Below are 20,693 nucleotides of genomic sequence, written 5' to 3' on the forward strand. Positions count from 1 at the left end.
GTTGATGTGGCGCCAGTGCCGCAGACTCGCCGTGGCGCTGTCGGTATTAATAATCCGATGGTCGAGGCGATGCACACGGAAAACGACGAAAAGGCGGGGACGACGTCCACAATGCCGCAGGTCCAGGTGCTGCCCGGCAGTGCTCCGTTTCGGCTGAAGCTGTCGGGTGCGTGGGCCACGCATACGGTCGCTGCCGTGGACAAGGTGATGCGTGATCGCGAGAACGATATCCGCAAGGGCGATGTCGTCATCGACATGTCCGGGGTGAGCTATCTCGACACGGCCGGGGCGTGGGTCGTGTACAGGACCGCGAGTGCCTCGGAAGATGCCGGCCATTCTGTCCGTCTCGACGGGGTGAAGCCGTCCCACCAGGTTCTGCTCGACGCGGTCCGGCACGCGCGCGAGCGGCTGGCCGAGCAGCCGCCAGCGGAGGAGAGGGCACCTCTGCACATTCGCTTGCTCGCGCAGATAGGAGAGGCGGTTTATGCCTTTCGTGCCGACCTTCTGCTGGGAATGCACATGGTCGGTGCGGCGGTCCGCGGCTCGCAGATGAAGCTCGGACACGGCAGCGGCCTGTCTATCGCCGCCGTCGTCAACCAGCTGGATCGTACCGGTGTAAGGGCGATTCCCATCGTCATCCTGATGTCCACGATCATCGGCGCGATCATCGCGCAGCAGGGGGCGTTCCAGCTTCGCTATTTCGGTGCCGAGATATTCGTGGTCGACCTGGTCGGAATCCTTGTCCTCAGGGAAATCGGTGTCCTTCTGACCGCCATCATGATCGCCGGCCGCTCCGGCAGTGCGATCACGGCCGAGATCGGATCGATGAAGATGCGCGAGGAAATCGACGCATTGACCGTGATCGGCCTGAACCCGGTCGGCGTGCTCGTGTTCCCGAGGCTGGTGGCCCTGGGAATCGCGCTGCCGCTGCTGACCGTCATCTCCGATCTCGCCGCGTTGGCTGGCGCGATGTTCGTGGCGAAGACCTATTCCGGCATTTCGCTCGACGCCTTCATGACGCGGTTGCGCGACGCAGTCGACCTGACCACCTTGTTCGCCGGTTTCATCAAGGCGCCGTTCATGGCCTTCATCATCGGCATCATAGCCTCGGTCGAGGGGATGAAGGTCGGCGGCAGCGCGGAATCGCTAGGCGAACGGGTCACGGCCTCGGTCGTCAAGTCGATCTTCGTGGTCATCGTTGTCGATGGCCTGTTTGCCATGTTCTACGCGGCGATCGACTTCTGATGGAACGCGATCAGCCCGTCATATCCGTTCGCGACGTCCGCGTGGCATTTGGCCCCCATGTCGTGCTTAACGACCTCGATCTGGACGTCTACCGCGGCGAAATTCTCGGGTTTGTCGGCGCGTCCGGCACCGGCAAGTCAGTGTTGCTACGCACGATCCTCGGTCTGACGAAAAAACAAGCGGGTAGTATCGTGGTGTTCGGCCGCGATCTCGACAGAATAGGCGACGAGGAGCGTATCCAGGTCGACATGCGCATGGGCGTGCTCTTCCAGCACGGTGCGTTGTTTTCCTCATTGACGGTGAAGGAAAACATCCAGGTGCCGATGCGCGAGTACCTGACACTGCCGCGACAGCTCATGGACGAGCTTGCCATGTTGAAGATCGAACTTGTCGGCCTTTCGCGCAGCGCGGCCGACAAGTATCCGTCGGAACTGTCTGGCGGCATGATAAAACGCGCGGCATTGGCGCGCGCTTTGTCCCTCGACCCGGACATCGTCTTCCTCGACGAACCAACCTCGGGTCTCGATCCGGTCGGGGCGGCCGAGTTCGATGAACTGATCGCCAAACTGCGCGACACTCTGGGCCTGACAGTCTATATGGTGACTCACGATCTCGACAGCCTTTTCACCGTGGCCGACAGGATCGCGGTCCTCGGCAACAAGCGTGTTCTGATCGACGGGACGATCGAGGACATGCTGAAGAGCGAGGATCCCTGGGTGAAATCCTATTTCAGGGGCAAGCGCGCCCGGCGGATAGTCTTAACCGAGAACGAACCAGCGCGAGCGGAATCCTGAATCATGGAAACCAAGGCAAACTATGTAACCGTCGGGGCATTCACGATCCTGGTCCTGCTGGCCGGATTCGTCATGGTGTATTGGGTCGCCCGCGTCGATACAGGCGGGCAGACGGCGCGGCTAGACGTCGTGATCGAGGGTTCCGTCACCGGGCTGGGCGTGGGTAGCCTCGTCAAGTTCAACGGCATCGATGTAGGCAAGGTGACCGGGCTCGGTTTCGACGAGCGCAATCCGCGCATTGTCATTGCGCGCACCGTCGTCAACCGGAATCTCCCCATTTCGAGCGAGACCGAGGCGGTACTGGGGTTCACCGGGCTGACAGGCATCGCCCATATCGAACTCGAGGGCGGAAGCATCGGCCAACCCAATATTTTCGAGATGGCCGAGGAGAACGGCGTCGTGGCCACCATTCAGGCGGACCCCTCGGCGGTGAACAACCTGCTCGCCACGGCGCAGGATATATTCGACCGGACCGACCGCGTGCTGAACGAGCTCGAAGGATTCGTCGTGGAAGCCCGCAAGCCGCTGGCGACGACGCTGGACAATGCCGCGGTGTTTTCCGAGGCACTAAAGGACAACGCGGAGAACATAGACAATTTCCTCGAAGGCATCGGCAAGGTCGGCGAAGCGCTCGCAGATGTCTCTGGCAAGCTGGACGGCACGTTGCAGGGCATGGAGCAGCTGTTGGCCGCGGTCGATCCCGTCAAGATCTCGTCGATCGTGGACAATGTCGATGTCTTTACGGGCGACTTGCGCGAGATGTCCGAGCAGATCCAGGGGGTTGCGGATTCGGTGGCAAACGTCATGGCCGACCTGGAGGATGTCGGCTCACGGATCAAAGGAACCTTCGACAGGGTCGATACGCTGATAGATGCAGTGCCTCCCGACCAGCTGGCGGCGGCGGTCGAAAGCCTGTCCGAGGCGGGGCAGTCGGCCCGGACCGCCCTGGCAGAAGTGGAAACCGCCACGCAAGGACTGGGCGAGCGCCAGGAGGACATCCAGGCGATCATATCCAATACGCAGCAGATGGCCGAGCGCCTGAACGCCGCATCGGAACGTGTCGACGGCATCCTCGCAAAGGTCGACGGGCTGCTCGGAACCGACGAGGGCGGCTCGCTCATGGCCGAAGCGCGCAAGACGCTGCAGTCGTTCAGGGAAACCGCAGAGACTCTCAATGCGCGGATCAACTCGATATCCGGCGGGCTGGAGCGGTTTTCCGATCGTGGCCTGCGTGACGTGGAAGCCCTGGTGAACGAGACCCGTCGCTCGATCTCGCGCATCGAGCAGGCGATCAGCGACCTGGAGCGCAATCCGCAACGCCTGATCTTCGGCGGAGACGGCGGAGTCAAAACCTTCGATGGCCGGGAGAGGCGTTGACACTCGATGACCAACCGATTTCAACTTTCGATCAACCACGGGTGGGAACGGCGGGCCGCGACAGCCGGCCGTCAACGGGCTGGCGAGGCATGATGAGATTTCTGCGAGCCGGATGGATAGCAACGATGCCGCTCGCGATTGCCGGCTGTGCGGCGATTGGCGGCGTGCAGCCCACCTCTGATACCTACGAACTCGACGTGCCGACAATCAGCGACGCTGCGCCGGTGCGTGCGGGTACGCAGATCTTGATCGCGGAGCCGCAGGCCCTGAAGGCCCTCGACTCCCAGAACATCGTGGTGCGAACGGATCCGCTGACGATCCGCTATCTGGACGAGTCCCAGTGGAGTGATCGGCTGCCGCGCCTGGTGCAGATGCGGCTGGCGCAGGCGTTCCAGAATTCCGGTCGGTTCAAGGGCGTCGGATTGCCGGGGCAGGGGCTGGCGATCGATTACCAGATCGTCACCGAGATCCGCGCATTCGGCATCGATGCCGGCAGCAATGTCGCGACCGTGGCGCTTGCGGTGAAGATATTGAACGACCGCAACGGCGTCGTCGCCAGCGAGCGGGTTTTCGAGACGCGAACCGCCGCGGGCGGTGCGGGCAATGCAGCCTATGTCGCGGCGATCGACCGCGCCTTCGCCAGTGTCGCCCGCGACGTCGTACTCTGGGTCACCGAACGCATCTAGAAGAAAAGGCCGCCGGAGAACCCGGCGGCCTTTTGCTTCCAGTCGTGACGACAATCGATCAGCGCAGCTTGCCGGCGGCGTGTGCCAGCATCGTGTAGACCTTGCCGGTATCCGACGTCAGGTAGGTCTGCGTCATGATGTTGTCGCGGTCGTTCTTGGCGATGTCGCGCAGCAGGCGCTCGAAATCGCTGATGTAGCGGTCGACCGATGCGCGGAACGCGGCATCGCTCTCGTACTTGCGCTTGATCTCGTCGAATGTCTGCTGGCCCTTGAGCGTGTAGAGGCGACGCGTGAAGACGTTTCGCTCGCCACGGCGATAGCGGTCCCACAGCTCGATGGATGCCTCGTGGTCGATGGCCCGTGCGATGTCGACAGACAGCGAGTTGAGCGACTCAACGGTGTGCAGCGGTTCACGCGGCTGGTCAACGCGCTGCGGCTGGCGCGGTGCCGGCTCATCTTCCTTTGAGGCACGGCGCAAGAGATCGCTTACCCAGCCCCCGGACGCCGGTGCGGAATCCGCCTCGGCCATCTCGAGGCTGCCGCGCATTGCCGGCTCCTTGAGCGCAGGCTCATGCTGGGCAGCCGGTGCGGGCTTGCGCGGCGCGGGCTGCGGCGCCTGCGGCGGCGCCGGCTTGCGCGAGCGGTTCGAACCGCCATTGCCGATGTCGAAGGCACGACCCGAGCTCTCGACGATGCGAGACAGGTCCTTGAGCGCGTTGATCTGCTCGGCAACCGCGCGACGCATCGCGTTGGTGGATTCGCGCGTCTCGTCCGGCAGGTCGAGAATTCCGCGGCGCATTTCCTCGCGCGTCTCGCCAAGTTCGTGGCTCATCTCGGAGGCGATGCGGCGCATCTCAGCGGTTGCGCCCTCGAAACGCTTCAATGCGGTTTCGATTGCCTGGCCGACATTCTGTGCAACCGACTGTGCCGAACTCTGCGCGGCACTTTCGGCATCCTTGGCGGCCTGGCGAAGCTTGAGCGAGATCTCGTCGGCCGAATTGCGCGTGCGTTCCTCGATAGTGCTGAAGGAATCGACCACCATCGTTTCGTAAGTCCGCATCAGGCGGCCGATTTCCTCGGATTTGCTGACAAGGCCTTCCGACAAGGCCTCGAGGGCCTCTCGGCGTTCCTCAAGCGTGCTGGACAGGCCGGACTGCGCGGAACCGAGCAGTTCGGATGCTGCCGACAACACCTTGCCGTGCTCCTCGAAGCGCGACGCGATGGAAGCCACTTCGTGCAGCGTGCCGGCAGAGACGTTGGTGAGCTTCGAAACGTTGGAGTCGAGCATGTTGACCGAGGCCGCAATGGATTCGGCGGCATTGGCCGTCTTGTCCGCGAACTGCGTAGTCGTGGTCTCCAGTCGCTGGTCGATCTGGCCGAGGCTGTCGGCGGCGGCGTGTATCAGCTTGCCGAGATTCGAGTTCGAGGACGACAGCCGGTCGATCATTTCGTCGACCTTCTCCGACAATCCGCTCTGAGCCTGTTCGACCGCGGACACGGTCTCGGCTGTGCGCCGTGCCATTGCCGTAATCAGGGCCGCATTCTCGGCCTTGAGGCGCTCGGTGGCCGCGGTGGTCGCTTCCTCGAGCTGCTCGGCGAGCTTGCGTCCGTCGCCGGTGAGGCGCTCGATGAGCGGCCGCGTCGAGTTCTCGATCAGATTCTCCATGTCCTTCGTGTGCGTCGACAGGAGTTCCGACAGCTCGCTGGTGCGCGACAGGAAGGTTTCCACCGCTTCCTGAGCCTTCGATCCCATTGCCTCGGTCGCTCCCGATGCCTTGGTCTCGAATGTCTCGAGCATCTCGCTGGTCAGGCGGCTGATCTCGGCGGCCTGTTCGGCCAGCCGCTTCTCGTTCGCCGCCAGTTCCTCGGAAATGCGGGCCTGGTTCTGGCCAAGCTGCTCCGAGAGGCGTTCGGCAAAGAGTTTGCCCTGACCGCCGATGGTCTCGCCGGCCTTCTCCGCCTCTTGCTCAAGCTCGCTGCGGGCCGTGTTGACGCTCTCACGCAGCGTACGCGCGACGGTGCCGGCGCTTTCCTCCAGCGTGCGGCGAACGTTCTCGAGGCCGAGGGAGAGGGCCTTCTGCATGGTCTCCGCGCGCTCGTCGATCACGCCCGTGTTCTGCGCGAACAGGTTCTCCAGGGCCTCCGTGCTGCGCGAGAGGGCAACGATGGCAGTATTCGACTTGTCCTCGACGGCATCCGTGGCCTTGGTGATCTCCTCGATGAGAGCGGAGGAGCGCTGGCCCATCGAATCGATCAGGCGTGTCGTCTTCTCTTCCAGGGATTCCGACAGGGCCGTCACGTTCTGGTCGAGGCGGGTCGTCCTGTCCTCGAACTCCGCCGCGCGCTGTTGCAGTCGTTCTGCAACCGACTCGACCCGGTTCTCGATGGACTCCCTGAACGCGGACGCGCTGCTGTCCAGAAGCTTGGACTGCGCCTCGAGGTCGGCCGAAAGCCGCGAAGCATGGCTGCCGACGCGGTCGATAAGCATCTCGGCCTGGGCGTCAAAAGACTGTCCGAACTGTGTCGCGGTGCGGGCGAATTCGTCCGAGCGCGAATCCAGCGTCGTTCCGAACAGTTCCGCCTTGCTGGCCAACTCCTCCGACAGGGCGCGGGTGCGCGCATCGATGGCCTCGGCAATGCGTCCGGCTTCGGTGTCCACAGCGGAGGACAGCTTGTCGGTGGTGTGGCCGACCGCGCCGTAGATCGCCGATGTCTTTTCGTCGAGGTTCCGCAGGAATTCGGTCGACTTGCCGGAGATCGTTTCGGTGGCATTGGCCGTGATCTCGCCGATACGTGCCGCGAAGGCCGACGAGTTCTGCTCCAGTACCTTGCTGAGCGATGTCTGCATGGCCGCGGTCTGCTCGGCGAAGGTCTGGCGCGCCTTGTCGGCAATCGCGCCGGCCTGGGCATTCCCGTGGGCATAGGTGTCGGCGATAGCGCGCGTGCGCTCGAGAAGCGTTTCGTTGATCTGCCGTGCCCGCGCGTCGAGTGCCGCGTTGAGCTTTTCCGTGCCGTGATTGATTGCCTGGACGCGGGTCTCGAAATCGCTGAGCAACTGCTGGCCGCGTTCGGCGAAGGTTTTCTTCAGCGTCGCCATGCGCTCGTCGAACTCGTCGGTGAGATTCGTGGCCGTCGAGGAAAGCAGCGTCACCATGTTGGTCGCGCGCGACTCCAGCGTCTCGGAGAGGCGGCGGCTCGCCTCGTCCGTCTGCTCGCTGAGGTTGGCGATGCGCATGTCGATCAGGCTGGCGAAGGTCTCGCCGGAATGGGAAATCTGGCTCGAAACCTCCTCCAGACGCGCGGCGATGGACTCGTTGACCTCCATGGAGCTCTGCTCGAGCCGATCGATGAGCGACTGGCCGGACTCGTTGATCGACAGGGTAAGCTGGGTGGAGGCGTTGCGGACGTTTTCGCGAATGAAGTCTGCGGAACCCGTCAGTTCGTCTTTCAACTGCTCATGGGCGCCGGCGATGGAAGCGCGCAGTCTCTCCGCATGGGTGATGATGCCTTCGCGCTCGTTGCCCAGATCGGTGAGCAGGGAGCGGACACGCATCTCGTTGTCGCTGTAGGCGCGCTCGAGTTCGGATACCTCCGACTGCATCATCGCTTCCAGTTCGCTGGCGCGCGCGATGGTGCGCTCGATGCCTTCGCCCATGGCGGCGACTTCGCGGCGCACGGCCTGGCCGACCGTCACGATGCGTTCCTTGGCCAGGTTTTCCGGCTCTGCGAGGCGCAGCGCGATCTCGCTCATCGAGTGGGCGGTCATGCGCATCTCGTGAGTCCTGCGGACCATGGCCGAGATGGCGAAGAACATGAAGATCGGCACGATGGTCGAGACGAGTATCGCGATCACGCCCGGCAGGTCGCGCAACTGATCGAGCGAGCGGATCTGCCAAACCTCGGGCGCATAGAGGGCATGGGCAAGCAATCCGCCGCCGACGGCCCAAACGATGCTGCCGATGATCGCGTTCCTGTGGGAGCCGGACTGGGCCGATCGGTTGAGCCGTGCGAGCAGGGCGGCATAGTCGCGCTGCGAGCCGTCATCATTGGCGGGCTGGAAATTCGTCTGCGCCGGCGTCGGCGCGACGGGCGTGCCCCTTTCGGCTGCCGCGGGCTTGTCGCCGGGCTTGTTCTTCGCTTCCTTCTCGACCGCCGGTTCCGCTTCGCGCGGCATGGCCGCGGCTGTCACCGCCTGTTCGCTCCCGGCAGATGAGACGCTGGCCGCGCGCTCTCCTTCGCCCGCTTCCTCGGCCAACTCGCTGGCTGCCGCGGCTACCTGGCTCTCGAAATCGTCAAGCGACAACTCGTCGTCGAGGCTGAGATCATCGCCCAGGCCGGCCTCAAGCGCCTCTTCCAGCGCTGCCTCCATATCCTGGTCGATATTTGCAGCGTTCTTGTTCACAGCCATTGCCGCCTCACTCAACAATCCGGCCCGCCCTTCGGGCGGCCGTACCCTCCAAAACTACAATCAGACACACCACAAAAAGGGCGCAACTGTGTTCACAACGCGCACCGGAGTGAATGCGTATCGTAACGGGACAGGTCCCGAATTGGAACTCGCGAATGCCCCGATCCGCAAAAGTTTAAATATAAAGTTAACGCGCTTCAAACGCTGGCCTGTCCGGTTGGGCGGCGCAGGCGATGCCGTGTCCGGTTAACTTCGCGGCAGCCTTTCAATGGCATCCTGATGACGGGTTCAACAGGCTCACGGGATGGTCATGAACGATACACCGGTTTTTGCTCCTCCGGATTCGGGAAGCGGACTTCGCTCCGAAGAACGTCCGGTCGATCTGGTTTTTCTCGCCCGCCAGACCGGCGGGGACAGGGCACTCGAGGAAGAGGTCCTGCGCCTTTTCTCTAAACAGGCAACCGTGCTCGGCAACGAACTGCGCAGTCAGCAGGACGAGGACGCGCGCCGACGCAACGCTCATACGCTGAAGGGTGCGGCACGCGCGGTCGGCGCTTTTGGTATCGCCGAATGCGCGGTCAGGATCGAGACCGAGCCGGACAATCCGGCTCCGGTGACCGAGCTCCTTCGCGAAGTCGAAGCCGTTCGAGACTACATCGAATCCCTGCTCCGATAGGCGCCAAAGTCCCGAAAAGGTCGGGTTGCGGCATGTATACAGGTTGACATTGCCCGTCCACCGGGTAAGTCGCAGCAAAGGCTGCTGTTGCATTTCGACCAAGTCCGGAGACCATAATGCCGAAGCTCACCGTCGTCGCGTTTGACGGCACGCGATTTGAACTCGATGCCGAGGCCGGCTCGACCGTCATGGAGAACGCCGTCAAGAACAGCGTTCCGGGAATAGAGGCCGAATGCGGCGGTGCATGCGCTTGTGCGACATGCCATGTCTATGTTGACGAAGCATGGGTCGAGAAGGTCGGCAAGCCTGACGTCATGGAAGAGGACATGCTTGATTTCGCCTACGAGCCGAAGCCCGAATCCAGGCTTTCCTGTCAAATCAAGATGAGCGACGAACTGGACGGCCTTGTCGTGCATGTTCCGGAAAAACAGGCCTGACCTGTTCCCGCAGGGATAAACCGCCCGATGGCATATTCCGCCGATAATGCCTTTGCGACCCGCCACTGGGCGCTTGCGCACGCGAAAAACGCGACGCTAGGCCCCAAGGGCGTGCTTATGGGCATTCTCAACGTGACGCCCGACAGCTTTTCCGATGGCGGCCAGTTGACGACCACCGGAGCCGTTGTCGCTCGCGCAGGCAAGATGGTCGAAGCGGGTGCGCAGATACTCGATATCGGCGGCGAGAGCACGAGGCCGGGCGGAGAGCCCGTCGATGCCGCAACGGAGCAGGAGCGGGTGCTGCCTGCCATCGCGTCCGTGCGCGATGCGTTGCCGGATGTGGTGCTTTCCGTCGATACGTACCGGGCAAGCACCGCGGCGAAGGCGATCGAGGCCGGGGCACATATCGTCAATGATGTATGGGGACTTCAGCGCGAGGCCGATATCGCGCGTGTCGCGGCAGACACCGGGGCGGGGCTTTGCATCATGCATACCGGCCGCGAGCGGGAAAAGCTCACCGACGTGATCGGCGATCAGCTCGCATTTTTCGAGACGTCATTGGCCATAGCGGGGAAGGCGGGGGTGCGCGACGAACAGATCGTGCTGGATCCCGGCTTCGGTTTTGCGAAGGATGCCGGCGAGAACTATGCGTTGATGGCGCGCTTCGAAGCGCTGCATGCACTGGGGTTTCCAATTCTGGTCGGCACCAGCCGCAAGCGCTTCCTGGGCCATGTCACGGGACGCGAAGCGGCGGATCGAGATGTCGCGACGGCGGCGACCACAGCGCTGTTGCGCGCGGCGGGCGCGTCGGTATTTCGTGTTCATGATGTCGCGATCAATCACGACGCACTTGCCGTTGCGGATGCTATGATCGCCGCGCGGCGGCCGGCGTGACCGGCCGAAAACAGGAAACCGATTTCCGATGTACCAGATTCGCATGGTGAATTGCGCGTTCTTCGCGCGCCACGGTGTTTTCGACCAGGAAGAGTTCCTGGGCCAGCGGTTCTATGTCGATGCTGTCCTCACCGTCGATCCGGGCGATGCGCTCGAAACGGACAGCATCGAGGGCACCGTCGACTACGGGGTCGCCTTTCAGGAGATCGAAAGGATCGTCACCGGAAAGCGCCGTTTCCTGATCGAGGCGATCGCCCTGGAAATCGCCAAGGCGCTTTGCGCGCGCTTTCCGCAGATTGTTACCGCCGAAATAACCGTACGCAAACCGAATGCTCCCGTGCCAGGTGTGCTCGACCACGTGGAGGTGACCGTGGTGCATGAAGCGAAGGCGGGCACTGGTGGCTGAGCCCGTCGTTGCCTTTCTCGGCCTCGGCGGCAATGTAGGCGATGTTGCCGATGCCATGCGCCGGGCGCTGGAACGTTTGGACAGCAATCCGGAGTGCAGCATCGGTGCCGTTTCGCGCGTCTTCCGCACTCCGCCCTGGGGACCGGTCGAGCAGGACTGGTTTCTCAACGCATGTGCGGAAATCGAAACCCGGCTGAGCGCACCCGACCTTCTGGCTCTCGTTCTCGAAACCGAGATAGCTCTCGGTCGCGTGAGGTCCGTTCGCTGGGGACCGCGCACGCTGGACATCGACATCCTGCTCTATGGCGACGCGCCGGTTTCCCTCGACAATCTGACGATTCCACATCCGCGCATGTCGGAGCGCGGATTCGTCATGGTGCCGCTGGCAGACATAGCGCCGGACATCCTCGTCGACGGACAAAGCGTGCGCGAACACGCTGCGGGATTTGCCGACGAGGGACTGGAAGTGACGGATATCGATATTCGGCCTTGAGGCGGCCCGCTATTTTACCGAACCAACCGCGACGGAATCGATGCGGTCGAGTTTCATGCCGATCACCGGCACCAGCTCGTCACCGACATTGACGGACACGGTGATGTTGAGCTGGTCCCTCGAAGCCAGCCGCGCCAGCATGGCGCCGTCAAGCTGCTTCCGCTTCAACTTCAATACCGCGCGGTCCGGCGACACGGAGCCGGATATCACGTCCAGCCCTTCGCCCTTGGCGCCGTCCAGGAATGCGCCGATATAGGAACGGCCGTTGCGTCGAACCGTTGCGCTCATCTTCTGGGTGAAGACGCCGACGCGGCAGCCGCCGTCGAGGGTCATCCCAAGCTTGTTGTCGGGGGTGAGGCCCGAAAACTCGCAGGTAAACTTCGTTCCCTTGTACTTGCCGGCGACGACTTCCCCCGGGCCGCGCCACTTGCCCTCGATCTGGCGAAAGAACCGTGCCTCGCGTTCGCTGGCATTCGCCGACGGAGTCGCGATTGCCGCAGAGGCAAGGGCAAGGGCGATAACGGCCATCGAACGAAAATACATGGCAGGCGACTTTCCTGATCGGCGGTGCGGTAGGCGCATCATTGGCTTTAATGGTTAACACATGCTTTGTAAGTCGCGCCAGAGCAGGCCTTTGGCCGCTCACGAAGTATTACAGGTCGCGATCAGTCGGAGTCCGCGTCGTCGTTGCCGGCCGTCAGGACGGAAAGGACAGACGAGAGTTTCGGCCGTTTTACCGCATGGAACGGGGCAGGGCGGCACACTTCCATCGCGGAGATGCCGACCCGAGCCGTCATCACGCCATTGAGCACGCCTTCTCCGAGGCGCGCCGACAGGCGCGAAGCCACTCCGTGGCCGATCACCTGCTGAACCAGTCCGTCGCCGATGCTGGCGGCGCCCGTGATCGCAAGATGGCCCAGAACCTTCCTGAACAGGCGCAGATTGCCAAAGGTGCCGCTTCGTCCGCCATACAGTTCGGCGAGGCGGCGAACGAGGCGGAAATTCTCGTAGATGACATAAGCCATGTCGAGGAATGCGCGCGGGCTCACCGCCGTCACCACGGACACGCGCTTCGCCGCGCCCGTGACGAGCAGGAACGCGTCGCGGTCGAGGCTCCTGAACAGTTCGCGTTCGGCCAGTGCATAGAAGTCGGCGGCATCGATGATCTCGCCGTCCTGCCGGGCGAGGACGGCCCTTCCGGCGGCGGATCTCGGGTTCGACGCCATGTGGCGAAGGAGGTTGTGCGTCGCCCGCGACAACGCCTTGTCGTCGGGCGCGGCAAGAGCGGTTTCCAGTTCGCCGCGCAACCGGTCTACGGATCGCAGGCGCCATATGGCCGCGATTTCGCGGATGACCACGATCGCCACGGTCAGCGCGATGATGCCTGCCAGTCCGAGCGACAGCCAGCCCAGCCATTCATTCCGCGCGAACAGGGCTCGCACCACTCCGTCGATCCAGAGGGAAACGGCGAGGCCGGCGAGCAGGCCGGTAGCGGCAAGGCCCAGGGAGGCGAAGGACAGTCCCCGGTGTTGCCGGTCGACCTCCTCGATCACGGCCATGTCGGTCGTCGTTTCCTCGCGCTCGAAGAAATCCTCCGGTTCCATCTCCAGCGCTGGACCCGGCGCAAAGGCGCGTGGCTTGCGCGGGGTCGGTGTCGGGGCCTGCGGGGCCGCGCTGTCGGCGGGGGCGGCCTCCGGGGTGTATGCACGCGGCTTGCGCCTCTTCGGCTTCTCATTCATGCGAACCTGTCTCCGATCAGGAACTGCAATGCCTTGTCGAGGCGGATATGCGGCAGCGAGAGTGTCGCCCCGTTATCGCCGGTCTCGAGCCGCGGGGGGCGGAAACGCACGAAGCGGTGATTTTCGGCGAGGTCGCTTTCCCTGAAAATCTCTTCCGGATTTCCAGGCAGGTCGCCCGGAAACACGGCGGTTTCGGTTTCCCCGTCGAATGTCACGCCATCAATCCTCTCGCCTTCGACAGGCGTCCCGACGATGACCGGCAGGCGGTCGGAGCCTTCCTTGACCGTCGCTTCCCGGGTGGCGCGCACCGCAGCCAGTGCGAGGGTCTCGACCTGGGCTCCGGTCACGCCGGCACGGTCTATGGCGCCCTGGACCAGGCGGCGGACGATGGCCTCCATCTTGGGATGGTCCTCGTGGTGGAGGTGGTCCGCCTTGGTGGCGGCGACGAGCACGCGGTCGATGGTGCGTTTCCACAACCCGGTCAGCAGGCTGCCGCTGCCGGGACGGAAGCATAACATTATGTCGGCGAGCGCGCGTTCGAGGTCGCGGACGGCCTCGGGACCGGCATTCATGGCGTGCATGGCGTCAATCAGCACGATCTGGCGATCCAGCCTCGTGACATGGTGCCGGAAGAACGGCTTCACGACCAGCGTCTTGTAGGAATCGTAGCGGCGTTCCATCATCGCCAGCATCGAACCGGGGCGCGCGCTATCTGGCTCTGCGGGAAGCGGCGCGAAGGTCAACGCCGGGGATCCGTCCAGATCGCCGGGCATCAGGAAGCGACCGGGTGGAAGCGTGGAAAGGGCGAGTGACTCGTTCCGGCACGCCTGGAGATAGGCCTTGTAGGTGTCGGCCAGCCGCTCGGCGAGGGGTTCGTCCGCATCGGCGTCGGGATCGACCGATCCGGCCAGTTCGAGATATTCGGCGGCCAATCCGGCCCGGCTGCCCGTGCGTGCGAGTTCCAGGGCATCGTCGCTGAATTCGCGGTATGACTTGCCGAGTAGTGGAAGATCGAGCAGCCACTCGCCGGGATAGTCGACTATATCTATATGCAGCTTGCCGCCGGACAGGAGGCGGCCCCAGCCGCTGGCGGCCTCATATTCGACCGTCAGACGCAGTTCGGAAATCGCGCGGGTGGAATCCGGCCAGTCGCGTTTTTCCACAAGATCGCGCACATGGCTCTCGTAACCGAAGCGTGGCACGCCGTCGTCAGGTTGCGGTTCCAGATAGGCGCGGGCAAGCCGTTTCGAGTGAACCGGTTCGAACAGCGGAAGCCTGCCGCCGTGTATGAGGTTGTGCACCAGCGCCGTGATGAAAACGGTCTTGCCGGCTCGCGAGAGGCCGGTCACGCCAAGGCGCATGTTGGGCACCAGAAGCCCGGAAGCCCGGTCGGCAATCGTGTCGAGGGCGATCAGCGCCTCGTCGCCAAGCGATACCAGTCTGCTCACGTCTTGATGTCCCCGCACGCCTTCATCGTCATCGCGATATAGGTATTGCGTGCCGACATGCCAAAGATCGGGGGCGGATCAGGCGTCGGCGGGCGTCAGGTAGGCTTCCAGGTAACCGGTGTCGGTCGCAAATGTGGAGGTCGGGCCGTCGAAGCGAATAATGGCGAGGCCGGCAGTTCGGAAGCCCATGTGCAGATGCTCCAGGGACGCCTCGTCGCCGTCTGCGGAGAGGGCCAGTGCTGCATCCTCGAGCATCGGATTGTGACCTACAAGCATGACGTCGCCATCGAAATCGGTCGCGGACGCTATTTCCAGGTAACCCGGTGCATCAGTCGCGTACAGGTTCTGTTCGTACGTGGTGACGTCCTCGAGGTGAAGCGAGGGATTGATCGCGTCAAGCGTTTCGACCGCGCGGACCGCGGTGGAGCAGATGACGCGATCAGGTACGAGGCCGCGCCGTTTCATCAGGTGGCCCATCGCGCGGGCCTCTTCCCGGCCCCGCTCGTCCAGCTTCCTGTCGAAATCGCGCATGCCGGGCTCGGCCCAGGCGGCTTTACCGTGACGAAACAGGAATAGGCGGCTCAAACGATAACTCCCGGCTGCACGTACCATTCCGCGATTAACGCGATGTGCGCATCTTCGCAATTGAAACATTGGTCTCGATATCCGGGGGAAGCAGATCCCCGGAAGCATTCGCGCGCAATTTCAACCCTTTGATCACTTCCTCGCGAAAAGCGTAAAAATGGAACTTGCCGCTGGGGCGAGAGGCGATTATAGAGCGCAAACAGATGCCATACTGGGAGTGATTCAGTGGCAGAAGAAGACATTCCTGCTGACTATGTACCGGCAGAGGACGAGCCGTTCATGAACGAACGGCAACGCGCCTATTTCAGGAAAAAACTTTTGGCCTGGAAGGCGGAAATACTGCGCGAGGCGCGCGAAACACTTGATCACATGCAGTCCGACAGCTCCAACCATCCGGACCTGGCGGACAGGGCCTCATCGGAATCCGACCGAGCCATCGAATTGCGTGCGCGCGACAGGCAGCGCAAGCTGATCAACAAGATCGACCTGGCGTTGCAGCGCATCGATGACGGGACATACGGATATTGCGAGGAGACCGGCGAACCAATCGGTGTGAAGCGTCTCGAAGCCAGGCCGATTGCCACGCTGTCGCTCGAGGCGCAGGAGCGTCACGAACGACGCGAAAAGGTATATCGCGACGATTGAAACAGGCCCGCGAAAGCGGGCCTTTTTTGTTCGTGCCGGACGACAGGCCCTATTTCTTGCGCGTGAGTTCGGCCAACAGTTTCTGCATCTCGTCCTCGAGCGTTCCGTCGTCGGCGGATTGGCTCTCGCTCGCAGATTGCTCCGTCTCGGCGATGCTTGCCTGCACATGCTCCTCGAAGGCTTGCGCGGCGTCCCCGTCCTTTCGGGCCGCAACGGCGGTCTCTGGTCGAATGTTGAAACCCAGTTCCTCGGTGCGGGGGGCGGGAGCGATTCCCGCACGTTCCGGAGATGGCTGAACCTGTTCCGGGTCGGGGGAGTTGGCCGCCGGAGACTCGTCCTGGAATTCGGCATATGCGTGCGGCAATTCGCCTTGCGACGCTGCCGTGACGGCCACGATCGGCCTTTCGGGCGATGCAGGTTCGGACCCGGGTTCGGGCGTCGGCGCTGGGCGCTGAGCCTGTTCGGGCGCGGGTTTCGTCTCGGGCTTGCGTACGGGGGCAGGCACGGGCCTTGCCGCCGGGCGCGGCGTTTCGACGGCCGCCGGTTTCGGCGACTCCCGCCTTCCCCTGGCGGGGGTGGCGCGGACACGCTTTTCGCCCGGAGCGGCTGCCGCCGGTCTGACGGGGGCAGCCGCGGGCTGTCCGCCTTCATTTTCCCTGGAGGCAGCTTCCGGTCCGGAAATGCCGCTCTCGATGACAAGATCGTTGTGGCCGCCGATCATCACGAGGTGCTCGACGTCGTCGCGGCGTACGAGGACGATCCGACGGTGGCTGTCGATCGCGGCCGCGTCGACGACGGCAAGGCGCGGCTGACGTCCGCGGCCTCCATGCACGAACACGCCGCCCGACACCCGCCGGGTCCAGAACCAGAGAACCCATACGAGCAACAGGACGCCTATCGCTCCCGCGCCGTATGCGACGTACAGCGCGTTTCGATCGCCAAGTGTATCGGTCAACCAGGCAAACATTCAGTCTACTCCGTGATGCGGCCTCCGGCCGTGCAATTCATGTCGAAGGTGTTAGCAACGACGGTTCGGAATGACAAATTTTCCGGGCAGGGCTTTCGTCAGGCGGTGCTTTATGATTCAAACCAGTCAATCGCCGCGCCGCGGCATTGAAGATTCGGGGCGATAGCCGGGAAAACCGCGATGGCAGACGAATACAGGGCGCTTGGTCACAGCAGAAACCCTCCGAGCGCAGCTGTTCGTTTGCTGATACTCGGAGTTGCATCGCTGGGCGCCGCGGCGTTCCTGTTTTTCTACCGGGAAAACATCAACGAGACCTTCCTGCTGGTGATGCTCGGCCTGCTTGCGATGGTCGGCGTCTTCTACCTGTTCGCCTCGGCGATCGGTTTCGTGGAATTCGCCCAGGCCGGTCGCGCGGAAGATATCGGTCGCAGCTTCGTCGACCAGATGTCGGACGGGATCTGCATCCTCGACGAGAAGGGGGCGATCGTCTATTCGAACCGCACCTATGGCGACATGACGGGAATTTCCGGCGCGGAAGACCTCCAGACGCCGGAAGCCATCCTGTCGCGTCATGACGATGCCGCCAACGCCGTTTACCGTCTCGCGAACAACGTCATTCGGGGGATGGAGGCCGACGAGGAGTTCCGCCTGCCGACGGGACTGCGGCCGGACGACGACGGGCCGCACTGGTACCGCGTCTCGACGCGGATGATGAAGATGCCGGGCAAGGGCGAGCCGCTGCGGGTCTGGCGCCTTGCAGACATCACCGCGGAACGCGACGAGCAGGAACAGACCTTCCTCGAGTTGCAGAAGGCGATCGACTATCTCGACCAGGCGCCGGCCGGCTTCTTTTCCGCCGACGGCAACGGCCGCATCCAGTATGTCAATGCGACGCTTGCCGGCTGGCTGGGGATCGACCTGACAGCGTTCGTGCCCGGCTCGCTCAACATCTCCGATATCGTGACGGGTGACGGACTGGCGATCATCAACGCGGTCCGGGCGGATGCCGGAACCTCCCGCACCGCGACGATCGACGTAGAACTCGCCAAGGCGGACGGCGTCGGCCTGCCGGTCCAGATGATCCATCGGGTGCATGCAGACAAGGACGGGCTGGCGCATTCGACCCGCACCATCGTTCTCAACCGCTCGGAAACCGGCGAGACCGCCAGTGACCTTCGTCGCTCGGAGGTCCGGTTCACGCGCTTCTTCAATTCCACTCCCATGGCGATCGCCGCATTGGACCAGGACGGCCGCATACTTCGCACGAATGCGCCGTTCATCACCCTGTTCGGCGCAGTCGTCGATGCCGACGCGCTGGAGGGCCACATACGCTTCGAGGCCCTTTTCGAGGGCGACGCGAAGGAGCGTTTCAACAAGGCGTTCGCGGCCGCACGGGCGAACCAGGCCAAGATCGAGCCGTTCGACACGGTGCTCAAGCCCGGTCCGGACGAGCGCCACCTGCGGGTCTTCGTCAATGCCATCACCGGCCAGGGCGGCCCGGACAGCGCCGCCGAGGAAGCCGCTATCGTCTACGCGATGGACACGACCGAGCAGAAGGCGCTGGAAGCCCAGATGGCGCAGAGCCAGAAGATGCAGGCCGTCGGCCAGCTTGCCGGCGGTATCGCGCACGATTTCAATAATGTGCTGACTGCTATCATCATGGCCTCCGACCTGCTGCTCGCCAATCATCGGCCGTCGGATCCGTCATTTGCCGACATCATGAACATCAAGCAGAACGCCAACAGGGCAGCCTCGCTGGTGCGGCAGCTTCTCGCGTTCTCACGCAGGCAGACCCTGCGACCCGAAGTGCTGACCCTGACCGACGTGCTCGCGGATCTGCGGATGCTGCTGTCGCGCCTCGTCGGCAACTCGATCAACCTTCAGATCGAGCACGGGCGCGACCTGTGGCCGGTCAAGGCCGATCTCGGCCAGTTCGAGCAGGTGATCGTCAACCTGGCGGTCAATGCGCGCGACGCCATGCCCGAGGGCGGGGATCTGACAATCCGGACCAGCAACGTCTCCGAGGAGGAATGCAGCCGCTTCCGCTACCGTGGCTTCGAGGCCGGCGAATACGTGATGATCGAGGTCGAGGATACCGGGACGGGTATCGAGCCCGACGTGCTGGAAAAGATATTCGAGCCGTTCTTCACCACCAAGGAAGTAGGCAAGGGGACCGGACTCGGCCTGTCGATGGTCTACGGCATCGTCAAGCAGACGGGCGGCTTCATCTACGCGGATTCCGAAATCGGAAAGGGCACGATCTTCCGCATCTTCCTGCCGCGCCATATTGCAGCCGAGACCGATGCGCCGGTGGCGCGGCCGGAAGAGGCCGGGCCGGAGAAGAAGCGCGACCTGTCCGGAACGGCCACGGTGCTGCTGGTCGAGGACGAGGACGCAGTTCGGATGGGCGGCGTGCGCGCACTTACCTCGCGCGGCTACACGGTGCACGAGGCCTCGAGCGGCGTCGAGGCGCTCGAGATCATCGCGGAACTCGACGGCAAGGTGGATATCGTCGTTTCGGACGTGGTGATGCCGGAAATGGACGGGCCGACGCTGCTCGCGGAAATGCGCAACTCCTATCCGGACATCAAGTTCATCTTCGTTTCCGGCTATGCCGAGGATGCATTTGCGAAGAACCTGCCCGAAGGCGCCAAGTTCGGCTTCCTGCCGAAACCGTTCTCGCTCAAGCAGCTGGCGACCACGGTGAAGGAAATGCTGGAGGACGGCAACTGACCGGATGCCCCGCGGGCGCCGGTCAGTCCGGGGATCAGGCGGCGCGGTCGAAGGCGGTCTGACGCATCATCTTTCCCGCACCTCCGGCGGCAACGAAGCCGCGCAGCTCGTTCGCATGGCGCTCCATCTCGTCCGCCCGGGAAATGCGACCGGCGCTGCGCAGCAGTTCGGCCTGCTGGCTGATTGTCCGAGCTATGCTTTCCAGCTTGTCCGGTTCGACCATCATGTCGTCCATCCACCCCACTTCATCGAGTCGGATTTCAGCGTAGGGGGCCGGGGGTTGCGCGAAGCTTGTCGCGCCCAGCGGGAAGAACCGCCAGCCCGCCGATTCAGCGGTGGCGGGATTTCACCGGTATCGGTTGCAGGCGGGCGGCGGCATGGCCGGCATGGTCGAGCTCGATCGCGCGGCGCGCCATCGCCCGTGCCTCGGCCAGCAGGCCCTGTGCCTTGAGCAGCCTGGCCTGCTTGATCATCATGCGGGCAAGATCGAGCAGCAGGTTGGACCGGGTGGACATGACGGGTTCTCCTTTGCCTTGGTCCGGTACCGGGGCATCCGGCGGCGGGATTGCCGCGAATGCGTGATTGGCCCGGTGTTCCCCAAGGCTCCACATTTTCGTTTCTTCGCGCAAGCAACGCTTTTTCACGACTGCGTGACGCGGGGTTGCACCGCTTTCGTCCGGACCGGGATCGGCGGAACGGAAATCTCCGTTTCGTGCCCGGCGGGTGCAAACGCGAAAGGGGCGCCCGTTGCAGGGCGCCCCTTCCAATTGCCGATCTGCTGTTCGCGTCAGGCGCGGCGCAGCAGGCGTGCCACCTTGCCGCGTCCGGCCGGGGCCTTGGCGGTAGCCTTACCCGTCGGTGCATCGCGACGGGCAGCGACGTTCAGCATGCCGGTCCAGGTCGCGAGAAAGTTATGCGTCTTCATGGTCTCGTCCCGTCTCTTCACTGTTGTTCGGATTGCGCCCGGTACTGCCAAATGCAGGGGCGCACCAGCGCTATCGACGCATTGCTGACATGCGCTGAAAGCATGGGGTCGCAAAGGGAATGGTTCCCGGCGTTGCCGGCAAATCGGCGCACCCGTCAGGCACGGGCGGGCGGCATGGACGCCGGGTTGGCGACGTGGCGCGACAAGCCGGTCACGGGTGCCGGCGAGGAAATGA

General features: G+C 63.4%; 20 protein-coding genes. 11 read left to right on the forward strand and 9 right to left on the reverse strand.

What is annotated here, in order from left to right:
- Nucleotides 1-69: 69 nt before the first annotated feature.
- From HTY61_RS03895 to HTY61_RS03910, 4 genes are all read left to right on the forward strand, one after another.
- Nucleotides 70-1,245 carry an ABC transporter permease gene (locus tag HTY61_RS03895; protein ID WP_175278404.1) on the forward strand — a complete coding sequence of 392 codons (1,176 nt, stop codon included), beginning with the start codon at nucleotides 70-72 and terminating at the stop codon, nucleotides 1,243-1,245.
- Nucleotides 1,245-2,039, forward strand: coding sequence for an ABC transporter ATP-binding protein (locus tag HTY61_RS03900; protein ID WP_175275568.1), 795 nt, complete (start codon nucleotides 1,245-1,247; stop codon nucleotides 2,037-2,039). The genes HTY61_RS03895 and HTY61_RS03900 overlap by 1 nt, the downstream gene beginning before the upstream one ends.
- Before the next feature lie 3 nt (nucleotides 2,040-2,042).
- Nucleotides 2,043-3,416 (forward strand): MlaD family protein, encoded by a 1,374-nt coding sequence (locus tag HTY61_RS03905; RefSeq protein WP_175275569.1) that lies wholly within the window; start codon nucleotides 2,043-2,045, stop codon nucleotides 3,414-3,416.
- Between the two features lie 125 nt (nucleotides 3,417-3,541).
- Nucleotides 3,542-4,102 carry an ABC-type transport auxiliary lipoprotein family protein gene (locus HTY61_RS03910; protein WP_246272916.1) on the forward strand — a complete coding sequence of 187 codons (561 nt, stop codon included), beginning with the start codon at nucleotides 3,542-3,544 and terminating at the stop codon, nucleotides 4,100-4,102.
- A gap of 58 nt (nucleotides 4,103-4,160) precedes the next feature.
- On the opposite strand, the gene HTY61_RS03915 is transcribed toward HTY61_RS03910, so the two are convergent.
- Entirely contained in the window at nucleotides 4,161-8,510 is a 4,350-nt protein-coding gene (locus HTY61_RS03915; RefSeq protein ID WP_175275571.1) for an apolipoprotein A-IV repeat region-like domain-containing protein, read from the reverse strand.
- Nucleotides 8,511-8,820: 310 nt separating this feature from the next.
- On the opposite strand from HTY61_RS03915, the gene HTY61_RS03920 reads away from it, so the two are divergent.
- From HTY61_RS03920 to folK, 5 genes are all read left to right on the forward strand, one after another.
- A complete protein-coding gene (locus HTY61_RS03920; protein ID WP_175275572.1) occupies nucleotides 8,821-9,186 on the forward strand; it encodes an Hpt domain-containing protein in 366 nt (121 codons plus the stop codon).
- A 116-nt stretch (nucleotides 9,187-9,302) separates the two neighbouring features.
- On the forward strand, nucleotides 9,303-9,623 hold the full coding sequence (locus HTY61_RS03925) for a 2Fe-2S iron-sulfur cluster-binding protein (RefSeq protein ID WP_175275573.1): 321 nt from the start codon (nucleotides 9,303-9,305) through the stop codon (nucleotides 9,621-9,623).
- A 27-nt stretch (nucleotides 9,624-9,650) separates the two neighbouring features.
- The gene (gene folP, locus HTY61_RS03930) at nucleotides 9,651-10,517 is read left to right on the forward strand and encodes a dihydropteroate synthase (protein ID WP_175275574.1); all 867 of its coding nucleotides are present in this window, start codon (nucleotides 9,651-9,653) and stop codon (nucleotides 10,515-10,517) included.
- 28 nt (nucleotides 10,518-10,545) lie between these two features.
- A complete protein-coding gene (gene folB, locus HTY61_RS03935) occupies nucleotides 10,546-10,923 on the forward strand; it encodes a dihydroneopterin aldolase (protein WP_175275575.1) in 378 nt (125 codons plus the stop codon).
- Nucleotides 10,895-11,416 carry a 2-amino-4-hydroxy-6-hydroxymethyldihydropteridine diphosphokinase gene (folK, locus tag HTY61_RS03940; RefSeq protein ID WP_175275576.1) on the forward strand — a complete coding sequence of 174 codons (522 nt, stop codon included), beginning with the start codon at nucleotides 10,895-10,897 and terminating at the stop codon, nucleotides 11,414-11,416. Before folB ends, folK begins: the two co-directional genes overlap by 29 nt.
- Nucleotides 11,417-11,425: 9 nt before the next feature.
- On the opposite strand, the gene HTY61_RS03945 is transcribed toward folK, so the two are convergent.
- From HTY61_RS03945 to HTY61_RS03960, 4 genes are all read right to left on the reverse strand, one after another.
- Nucleotides 11,426-11,959, reverse strand: a complete 534-nt coding sequence (locus HTY61_RS03945; protein WP_175275577.1) for a hypothetical protein — start codon at nucleotides 11,957-11,959, stop codon at nucleotides 11,426-11,428.
- A 122-nt stretch (nucleotides 11,960-12,081) separates the two neighbouring features.
- Nucleotides 12,082-13,155: a YcjF family protein gene (locus tag HTY61_RS03950; RefSeq protein ID WP_175275578.1), complete on the reverse strand. Its 1,074-nt coding sequence runs from the start codon at nucleotides 13,153-13,155 to the stop codon at nucleotides 12,082-12,084.
- Nucleotides 13,152-14,603 (reverse strand): YcjX family GTP-binding protein, encoded by a 1,452-nt coding sequence (locus HTY61_RS03955; protein WP_175275579.1) that lies wholly within the window; start codon nucleotides 14,601-14,603, stop codon nucleotides 13,152-13,154. Before HTY61_RS03955 ends, HTY61_RS03950 begins: the two co-directional genes overlap by 4 nt.
- A gap of 78 nt (nucleotides 14,604-14,681) precedes the next feature.
- Nucleotides 14,682-15,188, reverse strand: coding sequence for a SixA phosphatase family protein (locus HTY61_RS03960; RefSeq protein WP_175275580.1), 507 nt, complete (start codon nucleotides 15,186-15,188; stop codon nucleotides 14,682-14,684).
- Between the two features lie 279 nt (nucleotides 15,189-15,467).
- On the opposite strand from HTY61_RS03960, the gene dksA reads away from it, so the two are divergent.
- A complete protein-coding gene (dksA, locus tag HTY61_RS03965; RefSeq protein WP_175278405.1) occupies nucleotides 15,468-15,833 on the forward strand; it encodes an RNA polymerase-binding protein DksA in 366 nt (121 codons plus the stop codon).
- 49 nt (nucleotides 15,834-15,882) lie between these two features.
- On the opposite strand, the gene HTY61_RS03970 is transcribed toward dksA, so the two are convergent.
- A complete protein-coding gene (locus HTY61_RS03970; protein WP_175275581.1) occupies nucleotides 15,883-16,800 on the reverse strand; it encodes a flagellar biosynthetic protein FliO in 918 nt (305 codons plus the stop codon).
- Between the two features lie 180 nt (nucleotides 16,801-16,980).
- On the opposite strand from HTY61_RS03970, the gene cckA reads away from it, so the two are divergent.
- On the forward strand, nucleotides 16,981-19,533 hold the full coding sequence (gene cckA, locus HTY61_RS03975; protein WP_175275582.1) for a cell cycle histidine kinase CckA: 2,553 nt from the start codon (nucleotides 16,981-16,983) through the stop codon (nucleotides 19,531-19,533).
- 34 nt (nucleotides 19,534-19,567) lie between these two features.
- Here the strand turns inward: cckA and HTY61_RS03980 are convergent, their stop codons facing one another.
- From HTY61_RS03980 to HTY61_RS03990, 3 genes are all read right to left on the reverse strand, one after another.
- On the reverse strand, nucleotides 19,568-19,759 hold the full coding sequence (locus tag HTY61_RS03980; RefSeq protein ID WP_175275583.1) for a hypothetical protein: 192 nt from the start codon (nucleotides 19,757-19,759) through the stop codon (nucleotides 19,568-19,570).
- A 103-nt stretch (nucleotides 19,760-19,862) separates the two neighbouring features.
- A complete protein-coding gene (locus HTY61_RS03985) occupies nucleotides 19,863-20,048 on the reverse strand; it encodes a hypothetical protein (RefSeq protein ID WP_175275584.1) in 186 nt (61 codons plus the stop codon).
- A 272-nt stretch (nucleotides 20,049-20,320) separates the two neighbouring features.
- Nucleotides 20,321-20,458, reverse strand: a complete 138-nt coding sequence (locus tag HTY61_RS03990) for a hypothetical protein (RefSeq protein ID WP_175275585.1) — start codon at nucleotides 20,456-20,458, stop codon at nucleotides 20,321-20,323.
- Nucleotides 20,459-20,693 lie beyond the last annotated feature (235 nt).

Origin of the sequence: Oricola thermophila (assembly GCF_013358405.1) — a bacterium.
Lineage (GTDB): Bacteria > Pseudomonadota > Alphaproteobacteria > Rhizobiales > Rhizobiaceae > Oricola > Oricola thermophila.

Bases quoted from the DNA above. Each gene is read 5' to 3' on its own strand.
- HTY61_RS03945 (WP_175275577.1), bottom strand. From the start codon at position 11,959: ATGTATTTTCGTTCGATGGCCGTTATCGCCCTTGCCCTTGCCTCTGCG.
- cckA (WP_175275582.1), top strand. From the start codon at position 16,981: ATGGCAGACGAATACAGGGCGCTTGGTCACAGCAGAAACCCTCCGAGC.
- HTY61_RS03980 (WP_175275583.1), bottom strand. From the start codon at position 19,759: ATGATGGTCGAACCGGACAAGCTGGAAAGCATAGCTCGGACAATCAGC.
- dksA (WP_175278405.1), top strand. From the start codon at position 15,468: ATGAACGAACGGCAACGCGCCTATTTCAGGAAAAAACTTTTGGCCTGG.
- HTY61_RS03895 (WP_175278404.1), top strand. From the start codon at position 70: ATGCACACGGAAAACGACGAAAAGGCGGGGACGACGTCCACAATGCCG.
- folB (WP_175275575.1), top strand. From the start codon at position 10,546: ATGTACCAGATTCGCATGGTGAATTGCGCGTTCTTCGCGCGCCACGGT.
- HTY61_RS03910 (WP_246272916.1), top strand. From the start codon at position 3,542: ATGCCGCTCGCGATTGCCGGCTGTGCGGCGATTGGCGGCGTGCAGCCC.
- HTY61_RS03925 (WP_175275573.1), top strand. From the start codon at position 9,303: ATGCCGAAGCTCACCGTCGTCGCGTTTGACGGCACGCGATTTGAACTC.
- folP (WP_175275574.1), top strand. From the start codon at position 9,651: ATGGCATATTCCGCCGATAATGCCTTTGCGACCCGCCACTGGGCGCTT.
- HTY61_RS03950 (WP_175275578.1), bottom strand. From the start codon at position 13,155: ATGAATGAGAAGCCGAAGAGGCGCAAGCCGCGTGCATACACCCCGGAG.
- HTY61_RS03985 (WP_175275584.1), bottom strand. From the start codon at position 20,048: ATGTCCACCCGGTCCAACCTGCTGCTCGATCTTGCCCGCATGATGATC.
- HTY61_RS03970 (WP_175275581.1), bottom strand. From the start codon at position 16,800: ATGTTTGCCTGGTTGACCGATACACTTGGCGATCGAAACGCGCTGTAC.
- HTY61_RS03900 (WP_175275568.1), top strand. From the start codon at position 1,245: ATGGAACGCGATCAGCCCGTCATATCCGTTCGCGACGTCCGCGTGGCA.
- HTY61_RS03905 (WP_175275569.1), top strand. From the start codon at position 2,043: ATGGAAACCAAGGCAAACTATGTAACCGTCGGGGCATTCACGATCCTG.
- folK (WP_175275576.1), top strand. From the start codon at position 10,895: ATGAAGCGAAGGCGGGCACTGGTGGCTGAGCCCGTCGTTGCCTTTCTC.
- HTY61_RS03915 (WP_175275571.1), bottom strand. From the start codon at position 8,510: ATGGCTGTGAACAAGAACGCTGCAAATATCGACCAGGATATGGAGGCA.
- HTY61_RS03990 (WP_175275585.1), bottom strand. From the start codon at position 20,458: ATGAAGACGCATAACTTTCTCGCGACCTGGACCGGCATGCTGAACGTC.
- HTY61_RS03920 (WP_175275572.1), top strand. From the start codon at position 8,821: ATGAACGATACACCGGTTTTTGCTCCTCCGGATTCGGGAAGCGGACTT.